Annotated in this window: 18 protein-coding genes; 5 read left to right on the plus strand and 13 right to left on the minus strand. The window is 35.5% G+C overall.

The window, feature by feature from the left end; genetic code table 11:
- Positions 1-229: 229 nt before the first annotated feature.
- Positions 230-1,210 carry a 2-hydroxyacid dehydrogenase gene (locus tag TX86_RS22630; protein ID WP_042352396.1) on the minus strand — a complete coding sequence of 327 codons (981 nt, stop codon included), beginning with the start codon at positions 1,208-1,210 and terminating at the stop codon, positions 230-232.
- Positions 1,211-1,628: 418 nt separating this feature from the next.
- Between TX86_RS22630 and TX86_RS22635 the strand changes: the two genes are divergently transcribed.
- From TX86_RS22635 to TX86_RS27100, 5 genes are all read left to right on the plus strand, one after another.
- Positions 1,629-2,429, plus strand: coding sequence for a gluconate 2-dehydrogenase subunit 3 family protein (locus TX86_RS22635; RefSeq protein WP_042352398.1), 801 nt, complete (start codon positions 1,629-1,631; stop codon positions 2,427-2,429).
- A gap of 19 nt (positions 2,430-2,448) precedes the next feature.
- Positions 2,449-4,167, plus strand: coding sequence for a GMC family oxidoreductase (locus TX86_RS22640; RefSeq protein ID WP_042352400.1), 1,719 nt, complete (start codon positions 2,449-2,451; stop codon positions 4,165-4,167).
- A gap of 19 nt (positions 4,168-4,186) precedes the next feature.
- Positions 4,187-4,381: a twin-arginine translocase TatA/TatE family subunit gene (locus TX86_RS22645; RefSeq protein ID WP_042352402.1), complete on the plus strand. Its 195-nt coding sequence runs from the start codon at positions 4,187-4,189 to the stop codon at positions 4,379-4,381.
- Positions 4,382-4,386: 5 nt separating this feature from the next.
- Positions 4,387-5,121: a twin-arginine translocase subunit TatC gene (gene tatC, locus TX86_RS22650; protein WP_042352404.1), complete on the plus strand. Its 735-nt coding sequence runs from the start codon at positions 4,387-4,389 to the stop codon at positions 5,119-5,121.
- A 131-nt stretch (positions 5,122-5,252) separates the two neighbouring features.
- Entirely contained in the window at positions 5,253-5,390 is a 138-nt protein-coding gene (locus TX86_RS27100) for a hypothetical protein (RefSeq protein ID WP_195892943.1), read from the plus strand.
- A gap of 68 nt (positions 5,391-5,458) precedes the next feature.
- Here TX86_RS27100 and TX86_RS27355 read toward each other — a convergent pair whose 3' ends face one another.
- From TX86_RS27355 to TX86_RS22705, 12 genes are all read right to left on the minus strand, one after another.
- A complete protein-coding gene (locus TX86_RS27355) occupies positions 5,459-5,632 on the minus strand; it encodes a hypothetical protein (RefSeq protein ID WP_230203708.1) in 174 nt (57 codons plus the stop codon).
- A gap of 170 nt (positions 5,633-5,802) precedes the next feature.
- On the minus strand, positions 5,803-7,077 hold the full coding sequence (locus TX86_RS26480) for a collagen-like domain-containing protein (RefSeq protein WP_042352405.1): 1,275 nt from the start codon (positions 7,075-7,077) through the stop codon (positions 5,803-5,805).
- Positions 7,078-7,228: 151 nt separating this feature from the next.
- Complete coding sequence (locus TX86_RS26485) at positions 7,229-7,393, minus strand: Fur-regulated basic protein FbpA (protein ID WP_154663212.1); 165 nt, start codon at positions 7,391-7,393, stop codon at positions 7,229-7,231.
- A gap of 69 nt (positions 7,394-7,462) precedes the next feature.
- On the minus strand, positions 7,463-8,014 hold the full coding sequence (gene ssuE, locus TX86_RS22665) for an NADPH-dependent FMN reductase (protein ID WP_042352406.1): 552 nt from the start codon (positions 8,012-8,014) through the stop codon (positions 7,463-7,465).
- A 48-nt stretch (positions 8,015-8,062) separates the two neighbouring features.
- A complete protein-coding gene (locus tag TX86_RS22670; protein WP_042352408.1) occupies positions 8,063-8,320 on the minus strand; it encodes a glutaredoxin family protein in 258 nt (85 codons plus the stop codon).
- A 200-nt stretch (positions 8,321-8,520) separates the two neighbouring features.
- Positions 8,521-10,245, minus strand: a complete 1,725-nt coding sequence (locus TX86_RS22675) for a CotH kinase family protein (RefSeq protein ID WP_052343857.1) — start codon at positions 10,243-10,245, stop codon at positions 8,521-8,523.
- A gap of 50 nt (positions 10,246-10,295) precedes the next feature.
- Positions 10,296-10,979 carry a DUF4956 domain-containing protein gene (locus TX86_RS22680; RefSeq protein ID WP_042352412.1) on the minus strand — a complete coding sequence of 228 codons (684 nt, stop codon included), beginning with the start codon at positions 10,977-10,979 and terminating at the stop codon, positions 10,296-10,298.
- Positions 10,980-11,003: 24 nt separating this feature from the next.
- The gene (locus tag TX86_RS22685; RefSeq protein ID WP_042352414.1) at positions 11,004-11,705 is read right to left on the minus strand and encodes a polyphosphate polymerase domain-containing protein; all 702 of its coding nucleotides are present in this window, start codon (positions 11,703-11,705) and stop codon (positions 11,004-11,006) included.
- A 164-nt stretch (positions 11,706-11,869) separates the two neighbouring features.
- A complete protein-coding gene (locus TX86_RS22690; protein ID WP_042352416.1) occupies positions 11,870-12,676 on the minus strand; it encodes a metallophosphoesterase in 807 nt (268 codons plus the stop codon).
- Positions 12,677-12,715: 39 nt separating this feature from the next.
- Positions 12,716-13,990 (minus strand): sensor histidine kinase, encoded by a 1,275-nt coding sequence (locus TX86_RS22695; protein ID WP_042352418.1) that lies wholly within the window; start codon positions 13,988-13,990, stop codon positions 12,716-12,718.
- Positions 13,983-14,669, minus strand: a complete 687-nt coding sequence (locus tag TX86_RS22700; RefSeq protein ID WP_042352420.1) for a response regulator transcription factor — start codon at positions 14,667-14,669, stop codon at positions 13,983-13,985. Before TX86_RS22700 ends, TX86_RS22695 begins: the two co-directional genes overlap by 8 nt.
- A gap of 821 nt (positions 14,670-15,490) precedes the next feature.
- Positions 15,491-16,096 (minus strand): S-layer homology domain-containing protein, encoded by a 606-nt coding sequence (locus tag TX86_RS22705; protein WP_052343851.1) that lies wholly within the window; start codon positions 16,094-16,096, stop codon positions 15,491-15,493.
- Between the last annotated feature and the right edge of the window lie 87 nt (positions 16,097-16,183).

Consider the following 16,183-nt stretch of genomic DNA (forward strand, 5'->3'; position numbering starts at 1 on the left):
AATAATCAATAAATTCCTTTTTGGGGATATTATTTCTTAATGATTAGATAAAGGATAATGTTATCCAATCATACTTTTATATGTATGAGAGGTGGTTCGTTTTTATTTATTTTATAGAATGAAACGTAAACTGTGCTCAACTAAAAATACAAAAAGAGGCTATCCAAAAAGTGATTGAAAATCGCTTTTGGAATAGCCTCTTTAAAATAATAAAATTTCTGTTTCGCTATTATGCTTTCGTATATACTTCTCGATTAATCAAAGATGATGGACATTTTCCTTGCAACGCCGCTACTAAGTTTTCAGCTGCCAGCATACTCATATTTAATCGTGTTTCGTGAGTTGCTGATCCAACATGAGGAAGTGTTACGACATTTTTCATTGAAAGTAATGGATGATGATTTTGGATAGGTTCTTGAACAAAAACATCCAAGCCAGCTCCTGCAATTTCCTCTTCTTGTAAAGCCTTCACTAGCGCTTCTTCATCCACCGTCTTACCACGTGAGCCGTTTATGAAAAAGGCTGATTTCTTCATCAGCTTAAATTCTTTCTCTCCCATCAGCTTAGCAGTTTGTGGTGTTAATGGTGTCATAAGCACAACAAAATCAGATTGTTGTAGTAATTCTTCTAAACCGCAATATGTAGCATCATATAATCTTTCCGCTGCTTCGTTATGTGTTCGATTATGATAGAGCACTTTCATATCAAATCCTAGATGAGCCCTTTTCGCAATCGTTGCGCCTATACCACCCATTCCAATAATGCCAATCACTTTATGATGAACATCCACGCCAAACCTTTCTTGTTCAACAGACCCTTTCCACTGCCCTGTTTTCACATACTGATCGAGCTCTGGAAATCTTCTAGCGGTCGCTAAAAGTAAGCCGAAAATAGTATCAGCTGTTGTATCATTTAATATTTCTGGTGTATTGGTAGCTAGGATGCCACGTTTTGATAATTGAGCAATATCTAAATTATCATACCCTACTGCAATATTACTCACGACTTTTAAATGCGGCGCTTGATCTAATAACATTTCATTTACAGCTAATTCATTTCCCATTAAACCATTAGCATCCTGCAATTCAATTAAGAAAGAAGCACGATTATCATCAGTCAATCGTTCATAATAAACAACGTCACAATATTCTTGTATGTACTCTAACACTTGTTGAGGAACTCGCTTATACACAATAACTTTAGGCTTCATTACATGCAGCTCCTTTTTCGAATTTCCACTATTTCTCATAGCATAGCATGGTTTTCATTGTGCTTCTATTGTAATGACTTATGAGTGGTAGTCTTCTTTCGAAATCAAGGTGACTGAATAACCAGTCTCTTTATTTAATTCCAGGTTAGACTCTTTATATATAGTTTATATGAGCTACTTCACTCAAATCGATTATAGGTCAATCGATGTTGTTTAATAGTCTAGAAGCATATCACACTATTTTTTCGCATATTTTTTTAGGACAATCTCAAAACCAATGGAAAAAATCATTTTACTTCTCCTACTCACCACATTTGTAAACGTTTTCTTTCCGATCTCTATTATCTTCACCATTTATTCCATTGGAAACACTCTTAAATATAGAGAGGGGGTAGCCGTTATTAAACGGCGAACATCTATGTCTGAAGAAAAACAATTACCTAAAGAGAACGATAATCATTTAGCAAGACGAAACTTTTTGAAAAGCGCAGGCTTTACGATTGGTGGAATTGCAGTTGGTGGCGGTATTGTAGGTGCTTTAATGAATAATAAGGAGGAAGAAAAAACGAAACAATCTGATCAGCCAAAAGCACATTCAGAACCAACTCCAAACTTTAATCAAGCGTTAATGTACTTTACACCCGAACAATTCAAAGTCATTGAAGCTGCATCAGAAGTCATTTTTCCAAAAACAGATATCGGTCCTGGAGCAAAAGAACTTTTGGTCGCATACTTCATCGATCACCAATTAGCAGGAAACTGGGGTTCTAGTGCTAAGGAATATATGACTGGACCATTTTACCCTACTAAAGCTGTCCCCGAACAAGGATATCAATATCATTTAACACGTTGTGAAATTTTTGACCTTGGAATTGAATTAATGAACAAAGAAGCCTCCAAGCGTTACAATACGGCAGATAAAAAGAATATTCGCTATCATGAGTTAACTGAAGATCAACAAGCTACTATTCTTAAAGATATGGAAGAAAATAAATTAACCTTATCCTCTTCCATTCCAGCAGGTATGTTCTTCAGTCTTCTTCGCCAAGTAACTATTGAAGGAGCCTATGCTGACCCAATGTATGGTGGAAACAAAGACATGGCTGGCTGGAGTATGAAGAATTTCCCTGGTCACCAAATGAATTTAAAAGAAGCCATTATGAAGGATGAATTGGTGAGAATGGCTCCAAAAAGCTTGAATTCTCAACATAATCATTAAGGATAAGGAGGCGAACTAGATGGCCAAAACACTACCAAAAACAAATATTGTTCTTGTCGGAGTTGGCTGGGTTGGAGGTATTATAGCAGCTGAGTTAACAAAAAAAGGCTATAAAGTTGTTGGTTTAGAACGTGGTAAAGAAAAAACATCAGAAGATTATTTTATGGGTCATGATGAACTTCGATATGCGCTGCGTTATGAAATGATGCAAGACTTGTCAAAGGAAACTGTTACATTTAGACACGATAAATCGAAACAAGCATTACCTTACCGTCGCTGGGGATCTTTTTTACTAGGTGAAGGTGTAGGTGGTGCAGGTCTTCATTGGAATGGTCAGCTGTTCCGCTTCTTAGAATATGATTTTCAAATTTACACAAAAACAGTCGAGCGATATGGTAAAAACAAAATTCCTAAAGGAATGATGCTTCAAGATTGGGGTATTACGTATGAGGAACTTGCTCCCTACTTCGATAAATTCGATTTAATGTCTGGTGTATCAGGAGAACAAAATCCTATACCTGGCTATCCAGAAATTAAATACCCTACTCCACCAATGATTGAGACACCTGGTATTAAATTGTTTAAAGAAGCAAGTAAAAAACTAGGCTTACATCCATATCAAATGCCTTCATGTAATCTTTCGGAGAACTACACTAACCCAGATGGAATTAGCCGCTCCGCCTGCCAATATTGTGGGTACTGTGAACGCTTTGGCTGTGAATATGGAGCAAAAGCTGATCCAGCTGTTACTGTCGTACCAGTAGCAAAGAATACAGGGAATTTTGAAATCAAAACGCATTCTGTTGTGCGTAAAGTCCTTCATACAAATGGCAAGGCAACTGGGGTTTTATTCGTTGATATCCGTAGTGGTGAAGAATATATTCAGCCTGCCGATGTAGTTGTTGTTTCCGCTTTTGCATTAAATAACGTTAAAATTCTTTTAAATTCTCAGCTTGGTCGTCCATATGACCCTACTACTGGAAAAGGAGTAGTTGGTAAAAACTACGCTTATCAAGCTTCATTAGGTGGCTCTACAGGTTTCTTTGACGATAAAGAATTTAATACTTATGGCGGTGCTGGTGCATTAGGTGCCACTTTCGATGATTATAACGGTGACTTCTTCGACCATTCAAATTTGGATTTCTTACATGGTGGTATGATTTCATCTACACAAACAGGTAATCGTCCAATTGCCAACAATAATGTACCATCAGGAACACCTAACTGGGGAAAAGAGTTTAAAGACAAATCAATATACTATGCTAATCGAGTTTTACGAGTAGGTTCCCAAGGTGCCTCTCTACCTCATCAAGATAACTTCCTAGACCTTGACCCTACCTATAAAGATACCTTTGGAGACCCTCTTCTTCGTATGACTTTCAACTGGAAAGATCAAGATCGAAACTTAATGAAATTTTTAGGACAAAAAACAGGTGAAGTCATGAAAGAGATGGGTGCTACTGAAGTAAGTATCGGTGGCCAAGAAATAGGAGATTATGATATTCGTAACTATCAATCTACGCATAACACGGGTGGAGCTATTATGGGAGCCGTTCCTGAAACGAGCGTACTAAATAATTATCTACAAATGTGGGATTGTGAGAACGTCTTTGTGCCAGGTGCTAGTGCTTTTGCTCATAATTCTGGTTATAACCCAACTGCAACTGTTGGAGCATTAGCTTATCGCGCTGCCGATGGAATCGAGAAATACTTACAAAAAGGTGGTTCATTAGTTTAAAAAAAGGAGGAGATTTATCATGATGAACATTGGTGTTCCTGGTTTAATTATTATTTTGGTGATTGCTCTCATTATTTTTGGACCAGCAAAGTTACCTCAACTCGGAAAAGCAGTGGGTGAAACATTACGTGAGTTTCGTTCATCAACAAAAGAAATCGTGGATGATATAACAGATGAAGAAGAAACAAACAAGAAACAAGCCACAAAAGGGTGACACCTATGGATGAAAACTGGATTGAACATTTAGAAGAGCTGCGAAAAAGACTTATTTTCATCGCAGTAGCTTTTATCATCAGTTTAATCATTGGTTTTGCTTTTTCAAATAGCTTATTAGAATTTTTAAAAGTTCATTATGTACCTGAACAAATTCAATGGAATGTATTTGGCTTTACTGATGGCTTTTTAATCTATTTTAAACTATCCTTTCTCATCTCTCTAATACTTTCATTTCCCATTGCCATCTATCAAATCTGGGCCTTTGTCAAACCAGGATTAACCGAGAAAGAAGCAAAAGGAACTTTGCTATATGTCCCCCTCTCCTTTTTCCTCTTTATTGTCGGCTTATCCTTTTCTTTCTTTATTGTTTTTCCTATGACATTGAATTTTATGAGCAACGTAAATAGTGCCATTGGAGCAATTGAAACATACGGATTGCAACATTATTTTACATTTATGTTTAATGTGGTCATCCCAATTAGTTTAGTGTTTGAACTACCCGTTGTGATTCTTTTCCTTACAAAGCTAGGTATCATCAATCCTACTAGTTTAAAAAAAGTTCGGAAATACGCATACTTTCTATTAATCGTAATCGGTGTTACTTTAACACCACCTGATTTTATTTCTGATTTTCTTGTGATTATTCCACTCATTTTATTGTATGAAATAAGTATTTGGATTTCTGCAAAAGTTTACAAACAACAAATCAAAAAAGAATTTATCACGGAAAATAGTTGAACTACAATATAAAAACTATTAATAAAAGTTGCTCTACTTCATTTTGCACTCCTTCTGATAGGAGATTATCTTGTGATGAAGAATAAGTAAAAGGATATAAACCTATCATAAACCGAGCAAGGAGAATACTTATGAAAGAATTTGTAGGCAATTGTACATTATGTCAAAAAGAAATCAATTGTTTAGAAGGCTTCCTTAATGGTGTCATTAATGAAAAAGATGGGAGGCTTTATTGTTTCGAGTGTGATGCTGAAAGCACAGAAAACTAACTCCAATGCATTCCATAGAAAAAGACCATTCTGATATTTTTCTCTATCTTCAGAATGGTCTACTTTTCTTAACATCCAACTCGTTGATCATCTATATTTGCATTACTATTTAGTTGAGATAACTGAGCAACATTGTCGTAAGGAGGACCACATGTTGTCCCAACAAGTAAAGCAATATCTGTGAAATTCGCTGGTACTCCCCAAGCGTTTCCTGTTAAAGTTGTCAACGCTCCATCAACCAAAAACCCACCTCGTGTATTGTATACTGTATTATTATTGATCGTACCTGTCACATTAGGATTTATATACATCCCTGTTCGCAAAGAATAGAAATATTCGTAACCGTTATATTCGTGTTGCCTACTTGTGGCACAACAGCTCGATTAACAACCCAATTACTTGAAGGTGGTGGTTATGGAGCAATTCTTTGAATCAATATTGATGCGTTTACATTTGGAACTGTTTGAACTGGTGATGAACCAAGATCAATTGTAAACGTATTCGTTATGTTTCGCACGTTTAGAATTTGGCCAACTACAACTGAGATAATAGTCATGCCTGGATTCGGTTCATTTCCACCTACTGAGCTGTATGCACTCCCTACAACTAACTGATTATCAAGAAACAGACCAAATTGATTATCTGGATCCCCATTAACGATAAACCAAACAGCATAGACACCATCAAGTGTAAATTCAATATCTGCACTTCCTAAACTATGATTAATACCGATCATTGCCCCATTATTACTAAATAAAATATTATCATTTGAAGCAAGAGATTGATCTGCTGTATTAAAAATATACGCAAAAGCAGTAGCAGGTGCCTGACCTGTGGCTCCAGTTGCTCCTGTCTCTCCGGTTGAACCCGTCGCTCCTATTGTTCCAGTTACTCCCGTTGCTCCCGTCTCTCCGGTTGGACCAGTTGCTCCTATTGTTCCAGTTACTCCCGTTGCTCCCGTCTCTCCGGTTGGACCAGTTGCTCCTATTGTTCCAGTTACTCCCGTTGAACCTGTTGCCCCTGTCTCTCCGGTTGAACCCGTCGCTCCTATTGTTCCAGTTACTCCCGTTGCTCCCGTCTCTCCTGTTGGACCAGTTGCTCCTGTGGTTCCAGTTGCTCCTGTAGTTCCAGTTGCTCCTGTAGTTCCAGTTGCTCCTGTTGATCCAGTTACTCCCGTTGAACCTGTTGCCCCTGTCTCTCCGGTTGAACCCGTCGCTCCTATTGTTCCAGTTACTCCCGTTGAGCCCGTTGCTCCCGTTGAGCCCGTCTCTCCTGTTGGACCGGTCGCTCCTATTGTTCCAGTTACTCCCGTTGCTCCCGTCTCTCCTGTTGGACCAGTTGCTCCTGTGGTTCCAGTTGCTCCTGTAGTTCCAGTTACTCCTGTGGTTCCAGTTGCTCCTGTGGTTCCAGTTGCTCCTGTGGTTCCGGTTGCTCCTGTAGTTCCAGTTACTCCTGTTGATCCAGTTGCTCCTGTGGTTCCAGTTGCTCCTGTGGTTCCAGTTACTCCCGTGGTTCCGGTTGCTCCTGTGGTTCCGGTTGCTCCTGTGGTTCCAGTTGCTCCTGTGGTTCCAGTTACTCCCGTGGTTCCAGTCGCACCTGTTGGACCAGTTGCTCCCTGCGGACCAGATGGCCCAGGAATAAACGTATAATCATCACAACCGCTACTTTCATGTCTTCTCTGTACCATACTCTCCCCCCTTGTTATTAATAAATGACTAGTTCCCCCATATTGACACAAATTTTAAATATGCTTCAAAATAAAAAAGTAGCCCCTACGGAATGAAGGAGCTACTACATTATTACTAATCTTTTATTCAGTTTAATACCAAATACATCACTTATTCAGCAATCTTCTTTTTCACTCTTGCATATTCTTCTTCTAGTTCATGCAAAGGATATTCATACAAATGCCTAGAATCACCTTCCATTTTATATACGCCATTGCTATTCAAGAAATCCATAAGTACTTCTTTACGATTTTCAATAGGTTTCGCTAGCTTCATATCATTACCTCCCTCGTACAGTAATCCACTATTAGTTTGTCTCAGCATGATATGTTTAAAACACTTCAATTAACGATTACTATATTGAGTTAGGCTTCTTGTTAATACAAGAAATTCCCTTAATTGCTCATTTACTCTTTCTTCTAACTTTTCATCTGTAATTGGCTTAATCACATTTAATTTATCTATAGTATCATCTGTTAAATACACACCTCGAAGAATAGTCTGTGCTTGTAAAGCCGCTAGCAACGGTTTAAACGAATAATCGATTGCAAGCAAATGGGCCTGACTGCCTCCAACCATCAATGGATAAATCGGTTTGTATTTCAAAATATCTTGCGGTAATAAATCCAATAAAGTCTTTAATGCACCTGTATAAGCAGCTTTATAAACAGGTGATGCGATAATTACCCCTTTTGCTTTTTGAATTGTATCGATAATTTTTACTATTGAAGGATCATCATATTTCCCTTGAATCAGTACAGTTGGATTTATATCTAACACACTAATTTCACTTACAGAAAGCTCTTCTTGCTTTACTTGTTCGCCCAAATAATTTAATACAGCATTTGTTCTAGACTCATATGAAGTCGTTCCAGATATAATAACGATATCACTCATTTTAATCATCCTTTTCTGTTTGGAATTATCTTCTGTGCTAAAATGCGATTAATTATATTTATCTATTACTTTTTCTAAAGCTTGTATTCCCACTTCCGTTATTGCCTCATACGTATTTCCTTCTCCTATTTCAATAACAGGTACATGACGAACACCATACTTTACCTCAAGAATATCTCTAAGCTCATCACGATTGGTAAGATTAATTACTTTATATTCAATTTCCTTTTGATCCAAATATTGTTTCACATCATCACAATAACTACATCTATCTTTGGACCAAACTACTACAGAAAGATTTCTCATCCTCTTTTTCCCTCGTTTACTTCTTTTATAATCACTAACTATTAGTGTCATTTTATACTCACAATCCACATAAGTAAAGTAGGAATTAGAAGAATGCCCTTCACTATTTATAAAGTAACAACAAATAAATTCAGCATAAAAAAAGAGAGCTATCTCATTAATAATAATGAAACAGATCTCTTTCTTCTATAATATAGACATTATCCTCGTCTTCGCTTAAATAAGCTCGCAAGCACAATCATCAAGAGCAACAAAAGCACAAACCCAGCAGTCATCAGTATTGATTGCAGTGAATTACCACTTTCTTCTCTCGATTGCGGCCCATCACCTTCATTAAAGTTAAAAGGATTATTTTGATTATCAAAATTAGGTGGCTGCATTTCTCCCTGTTTAATATTCTCTGGTGGCTGAGGAAGATTTCCATTTCCCTCTGGAGGTTGTGGTCTTTCTCCTTGATTATCATTAGCTCCTCTATTTGGAAGCTGAGGCATATCACCTTGACCTTGTTTCTCACCTGGCATGCCTCCTCCACCAAATCCACCACTCGTGTCAGCTTCTACAACAAGTTCACCAGATAGTTGTTTCAAAATCGAATCTGCTCGCTTAACAGCAAAGGCTACAAGACTTTCATCTCCCGACACACCCTCTAAAAACTGTTCAGTTGTCGTAAACTTTGTAGGATCCTTTTCAACATACTTTAAAATAGTAGCAGAAATTTGATTTGTTAATGTCTGCATATTTTTTTCTGTAAAGAATGTAGTCGCGATTTCTTCAAGGTATTGATTATACTTCTCTCGGTATTTATCTATAGAAAGCAATGCATTCAACAATGGGCGATCTTCTAACGTGGTGCCTGAGACTGGCGTCGTAATGCTAAAGTTAATGCTTTTCTCATTCATGAGATTTCCGCTCATCATGCCACCCATATTACCATCACGATTTTTTTCGTTGTTTTCATCTTGAACATTTTTTTGTTCATTGGCTTGTGGTTTATTTCCTTCACCACCGGCCCCGAACCCACCAAACGACATATTATAATCCCATGGTAAAATAGAAAATATACCGTTTTGTTCATACAAATAATAATTATGCTTCATGCTACCTTGATAATGATCTAAATTCACTAATGCCGTATTTGTCGCAAAATATCGTAGCATTTCATCTACATCCATGACTTCTTCTAAATTACCACCGTTATTAATAACATCTAGCAGCTTCATCATCGCGCTTTGATCGGAACTATCTTTATTTGTTTTTAAATTCAAACCACTATAGTCCTTAATATCATCACTTATCCATTTCAAGTCACTACCTGTACCATCAGGCTTATATAAATCCCCTGTGGAATCTTCATAATTCTGTGCCAAAAATGTTTCATCGATAGCTTCAACTCCTAAATATAGACCCCATTCTTTCCCGTTTATCGTTACATACATATATGAATTAGCTGGAGTTGGGATTCCCATCTTCTCCATTAACTTATATGACAAATACTCTCTGGAAAGTGTTGAATCACTATAATTATTATTTAAAGCTAGCTTCTTTAAACCGTATAAATTTTGACCATCATTATAATAATCAAAATCGATTTTGAAACTATAACGGTCCGAATCTGTCATATTAGCAACAGAACGTAATGTCATATTTCCCTTTGTGCGAAAGCCAACGTCTGCAACTTTCTTTCCATTAATTACGACAGTTGCTGGTACAACTTCCTTCTTCATTGGGTTTTCTAATATGGATGTAAGATCTTTTTCATCCATTGTTATGTCCACAGTTGAAACTTTATTCTGATTGAATACTTTCTTTACATATCCCGTTTCAGCAACTTTTGTTTGCTGTTCGACTTTGGGAAGATATATAACTACTAGTATAAGAAGCGATAGCATCAATACAATGGATAAAACAATATATCGATTCTTCACATTCGATGCCCCTTTCATACTTCCTGCTTCATTTCGGAAAGAGAGCGCTTCTATGCAGTAAAATTACCATCATAGCTAAGCATAACCGCTGACTTCACACCGTTCATTTCCATAATCGTATTAATAAAATTCACATCATTTTCTTTAACTCGTACTTCATAAATAATTTCTAAATCATTGCCTGGCATAGCCGATTTAGATTTCATAGAGTACTTCTTAGATTTTTGTGAAATAATTTGTTTTAATAGTTCCTCAACTTCGACATCGTTGTATTTCACAATGACTAAATACGGATTTTCTATCGTAATCTTATTCACAAAGACTAACAAAACAATTCCAATCAATATAGAACCTATAATGACTAGTGGAATGAATCCCGCTCCACACAAAATCCCAGCAACAATAGACCAGAATATATAAACAATATCCATTGGGTCTTTAATTGGTGTTCTAAAACGAACAATAGATAATGCACCGACCATACCTAGCGATAACAGTACATTTGAAGATATGCCCATAATAATTAAGGCTGTTGCCATCGACATAACAATTAATGAGATGTTAAAGCTATGTGAGTAAATTACACCCGCGAATGTTTTCTTATACACCATATAAATGAATAATCCAACAACAAAAGCTACTAATAACCCAATTAGTGAATCTACTATTGAAAAACTCGTTGTTTTTTCTAAAAAACTAGACTTAAAAATATCATTAAAATTAAAACTATCCATGTTTCCGTCCTCCATCAAAACAAATTAACCATACATTCTACTAATTTGATATTTCGAATATGTTTCTTTCCTACGATCATTTACTTGGAGCAAAAGTTTAATGATATCAGGTAGAAATTCATCATATTTCACTTCTAAGATGACAATATTAGGATCCAGTGTTTCTACCATATTGACATCTGAATTCAAGACATCATTATTCCTCATACTCGTACGTATATGACTATCAAACGTGACTCGAACATTACCAGGCCCATATATGAAAACTTCTCGTTCATAATCAACAATTGTCACAGGTTTTAATTGCAGAAGTTTCATTTGCACATAAAGCTCTTGAATAAGTGACCTTCCATCATTCTCCATCCATTCTAAATCGCCACGTCTTATTTGTTCATATTCCTCTGCTGTAATTCGACATTTTTCTTTAAATGTTAGGTTATTACGCTTACTCTTTTTCTCTAAATTCATATAATCCGTTTTATAGTCGTATAGCCGAACTCTATATTTATCACGCTCATACATGCCTTCCTTCTTCTGAATGAGCACTTTATTATCAAAGTTATCGAAATACACACTTCTGATTACATATTTTCCATCCTGATTCGCATGTGGATCTGTTTTCATTACTGTTCTTAGCTTATTTCGTAAAAGATAACAATCCGCTTTCGTAATAGCATGCTTTAACTCACTTCTACCTTTTTCCACATTGATTCCTAAATTCTTCATACTCTTCACCCTCCTTTGCTGTCATCATTTTCTTGTTTATCAATGTAAAGGACATACCTTAAAGAAACCTTAAAAAAATACATAAATTTAACAATAATAGTATTGAAGAAATATGAACGCAACAAAAAAAGATTGCCTCCAATACACTCGGAAGCAACCTCTTCTCATATATTTATTATAGTAATCGACTTTTCTAACTCTTGCTTAAATGTCTCCACATTTCTTTCTCCAATATAGCCTAGTGGATTACAAATAATTGTCTTTTGTTCATCCTTATATAACGGATACCGCTCATGTGTATGCCCAAAAATAGCATACTTTATATTCGCATATCGATTGATTAGTTCCCCCATCCTAACCGAACCCATAAATGCATTATATACATCCCAATTCATGTATTCATTGCTACGTATTACATATTCTTTATATGGAACAAAATGAGTAACAAAAATCACTTCTTTATCTTTATTTAATCTCAATTGTTCTTCTAATTGATTTAGCATGACTTGATTTAGCTCACCATCATCCATATTCCAATTCGTATACTTATGATCGCCCCAATCTTCTTTCTCAGAAAGTATTTCGTACATTGAACTTGATTCAGCTGCCAACGAATAATCGAACCAACCCATATCGCCAATAATGACATATTCATTATTAACGACAAAAGGCTTGTTGATTATAGATGAAGGATGTTTTTCAAACATCTTATAACTATCCCATGAGCTTTCATTATTCCTTACCCAAATATCATGATTACCAGGAATAAACAATATTTTCACCTTAACATGTTTTTCGATTTCATCCAGCATTGTAATCGTGCTTGTTACATGGTCACTTAAATCTCCCGCTATAACTATTAAATCCGGTTGTTTCTCTACAAAAGTTTCAATTAGTATTGGCAATAAATCTTCACCGACAAAATTCGAATTCATATCCAAATGAAGATCACTAAGTACAGCTATATTCACGTAACATTCTCCTCTAATCCAGTAAATAAGGGGAGGTATTTAAAATCTTGGTAACTTGATTGTAAATGTTGTTCCTTTTTCTAAGGTGCTTTCTACTTTAATCGTGCCTTGGTGACTACCTACAATCCATTGTGCAATCGATAGACCTAATCCTACTCCCCCGTGCTCTCTTGATCTTGCTTGATCCGCTCGATAGAAACGATCAAAAATATGTTTACGGTGTTCTTCGCTAATTCCCATTCCCGTATCACTAACTTGGATCATAACCTTAGCTTCTTCTGCTGTTGTTTTAATACTTATTGTGTCATTCTCTGCTGTATACTTTAATGCGTTATCTAATAGTATGATGATTAATTGATGTATTCTACTTTTATCTGCCGAAATCTCAACATTAGACTGTAAATCAATCTGTAAATGTTTATTCTGTAGTTCAGCAACTTCAATATAAGGTGTACAAACATCTTTAATGAACATATCTAAATCTAGTTTTTCCTTCACAATTTGAGTTTCGGAAGAATCTGCCCTAGCCAATGTTAATAAATCTGTTGTTAATTTCGATAGACGCCTTGTTTCTGATAGACTTAAAGCGATATTATCAAACTTATCTACAATTTTTTCATTAGGAGTAGTAAGTAACAGCTCTAATTTATTTTGAATTATAGTCAGTGGTGTTCGAAGTTCATGCGATGCATTTTCAACGAAAACTAACTGTCTATTCCATGAATTCACGATAGGCTTCATCGATTTTCGAGATAAAATAAAACTCGCTGTAATGGATAATAAAACCGCTACCATAGAACAGATAATAAGGATTTTTTCAAAGTTTCGAATGATACTATTCTCGGAATCCACGTTAATCAACAACTGCGTATACGTATTTGTTTCATTCTTATTTTTAAACAATAGTGAACGGTAATTATACGAATCGTCGATACTAATATTCGTTAAAACATCCAATTTACTTTTATCAAATGAAATATCCTCTGAATATGTTTCGTAAAAAAGACTCCCCATTTGTTCTTGATTAATGATTTTCCCTTTATCATTCCACTTCAAAGCAATAATTCTTGGATTCATCGGTTGCTTTCCCTTTAAAAAAGGCATGTCATCTGGCGAATCCCTCTTTGGAATTCTATCTGGAAAGTTACTTTCTAATTTTTCTTGAAAAGCTTGCAATTCTTTATCAGCCTGAGAATAAAGCGTACTTTGTACAATACTAAAAATAATCAAGCCAAAGATCATGAAAATAAGGGTGAAAGCGATAAAGTTAGACACCATAAATGTAAGTTGTTGCTTTCGTAGCATATCATTCATTTGTAACACCATTTTCAGCTAACATATAACCTAATCCTCGAAAGGTTTTTATATATTGATCGTAATGATATTTCTTTAAATTCTTTCGTAAATGACTCGCGTATACTTCCACTACTGTATTTGATGTTTCTGATTCAAATCCCCACACTCTATCGAAAATTTGCTCCTTTGTAAGAATGGTATTCTTATTATTTATTAAGTACTCCAATAAATCGAATTGCTTACCATTTAATTTAATACTATCATTTCCAATAGTAGCTGTTTTGTTCTTAATATTTAGCTTCAAGTCTTTAAAGGATAAAATATTTTCATTAAATCCACCAACAGAACGTCTTACAATCGCTTCTAATCGTAATAATAGCTCTTCTCTATGAAATGGTTTTACTAAATAGTCATCCGCTCCCACTTTAAATCCATGAATTTTATCATCAATTCCATCTTTCGCTGTTAAGAAAATCACTGGTGTCGTAATATTTTGTTTTCTTAACTCTTTTAATACATCATAACCGTTCATATTTGGTAGCATAATGTCTAAGATGATAGCATCATAAATATTTTGACAAGCTAAGTACAAGCCTTCTTCGCCTTCAAATGCTTGTACCGTCTCAAATAAATCTCCAATTGTTTCAACAATTGTATTAGAAAGATACTGATCATCTTCAATAATTAATATTTTCATTGTAACACCTCATTCTGCTTAAACTATTACTCATATGTTAATGTCATTATCGTAACAAAAATTTATAACAAATCTATGAATGAAAAAAAGATATTACATAAAAGTAACACAAAGCAAAAAAGTGCACGATATTTCGTACACTTTTTTAATATATCTGGAGAAGTAAAGTAATTTATGATTGATTGAGTTCCTTCGCTAGCATCTGTTTTTCCCTCTTCCAATGTTACCACTGAAATACAAACGGCAGATGATCATCACTACTACGAACTCGCCGCCATCCAAGTTAGAATCGACCAGCGCTAACACACCTACTCTAACTGGACTTCAAACGTTCCATTGTTTTGATCCCTTATTTTGATAACCTTAGGTCTCCACTATTCAAGTATGAGAAAGATTAGTTTAATAGCCAAATCTACTAATCTCTAGTACATCATCTCAGATGCATAGACGAATGCTAAACCCTTAGCTATTCCTAGCATTCATTACCTCACCTTGCCTACACATGGATTCGTCACCTAACCATAGCTACCTTTTAAAGAACCCCGCGAAACTTTATTAGTTGATAGTGGAAAGTGGACCGTTGAAAGTTATTTAACTATCAATTATCAACTATAAACTATCAACTAATTTCTACGTCTTCACCTGACTTCATCCCTTCTGTTTGTTAGAACATCACTGGATGCAGGAGGATTAGGCACATATCTTTTGGCTATTCGATATGAATTGGATTTTCACCAATTAATTCAAAACAATAGTTAGAGAATATTTTCTCCACTCTTTTCACTAGCATAGTAGCTTATAAAGTAACGTTTCGTTTATTTTTATTTAAGAGTTTGATCAGCTTTGAATAAGAATCTTGCATAGTCTCCACGTTTTGCTGGATTGTTTGTTCCAAACTGTTTTGCATTAATACCATTTGTAATTTCATTTTTTACAAGAGCTGAAACAGCTTCTTTGTATTGAGAAGCTACGTCAGTAAATTTAACTTCTGAATTACCTTCTAAGTTAAAACCTTTTTGAATCCATACTGCTAATTCACCACGAGTAATTAAATCTTTCGCACCAAATTTAGTAGTTGTTTTACCTGAAGTAATACCAGCTTTTTTAAGAGCATTTACATATGGTACTGCATTTGTAGGAACATCTGTAAATTCAGATGTTGTTTCTGTTTTATCGACATCTAATTCTAGAACTTTAGCTAGAAGAACAGCTGCATCTTGACGGATAATGTTTTCATTAACACCAAATTTTGATGCAGTTAAACCTTGTGCTCCTTTAGAAACAACAAAATCTACTGCCTCTTGATATTGTGGAGCAACATCCGTGAAAGATGCTGCTGATGCTACTGGTGCAACTGCTAATGCAACAGCCGTTGCCGTTACAGCTGTTGCAGTGAATTTACGAGAAGATTTTGATTGATAAGACATTAAGTGAAGCCTCCTGATTAATTGAGTTTTCTATAAAAATGAACAAATACGGTTATTGTCGTGTAATAGATCACAAATTAATAACAA

Origin of the sequence: Bacillus massiliigorillae, assembly GCF_000380245.2 — a bacterium.
Taxonomy (GTDB): domain Bacteria; phylum Bacillota; class Bacilli; order Bacillales; family DSM-1321; genus Bacillus_AD; species Bacillus_AD massiliigorillae.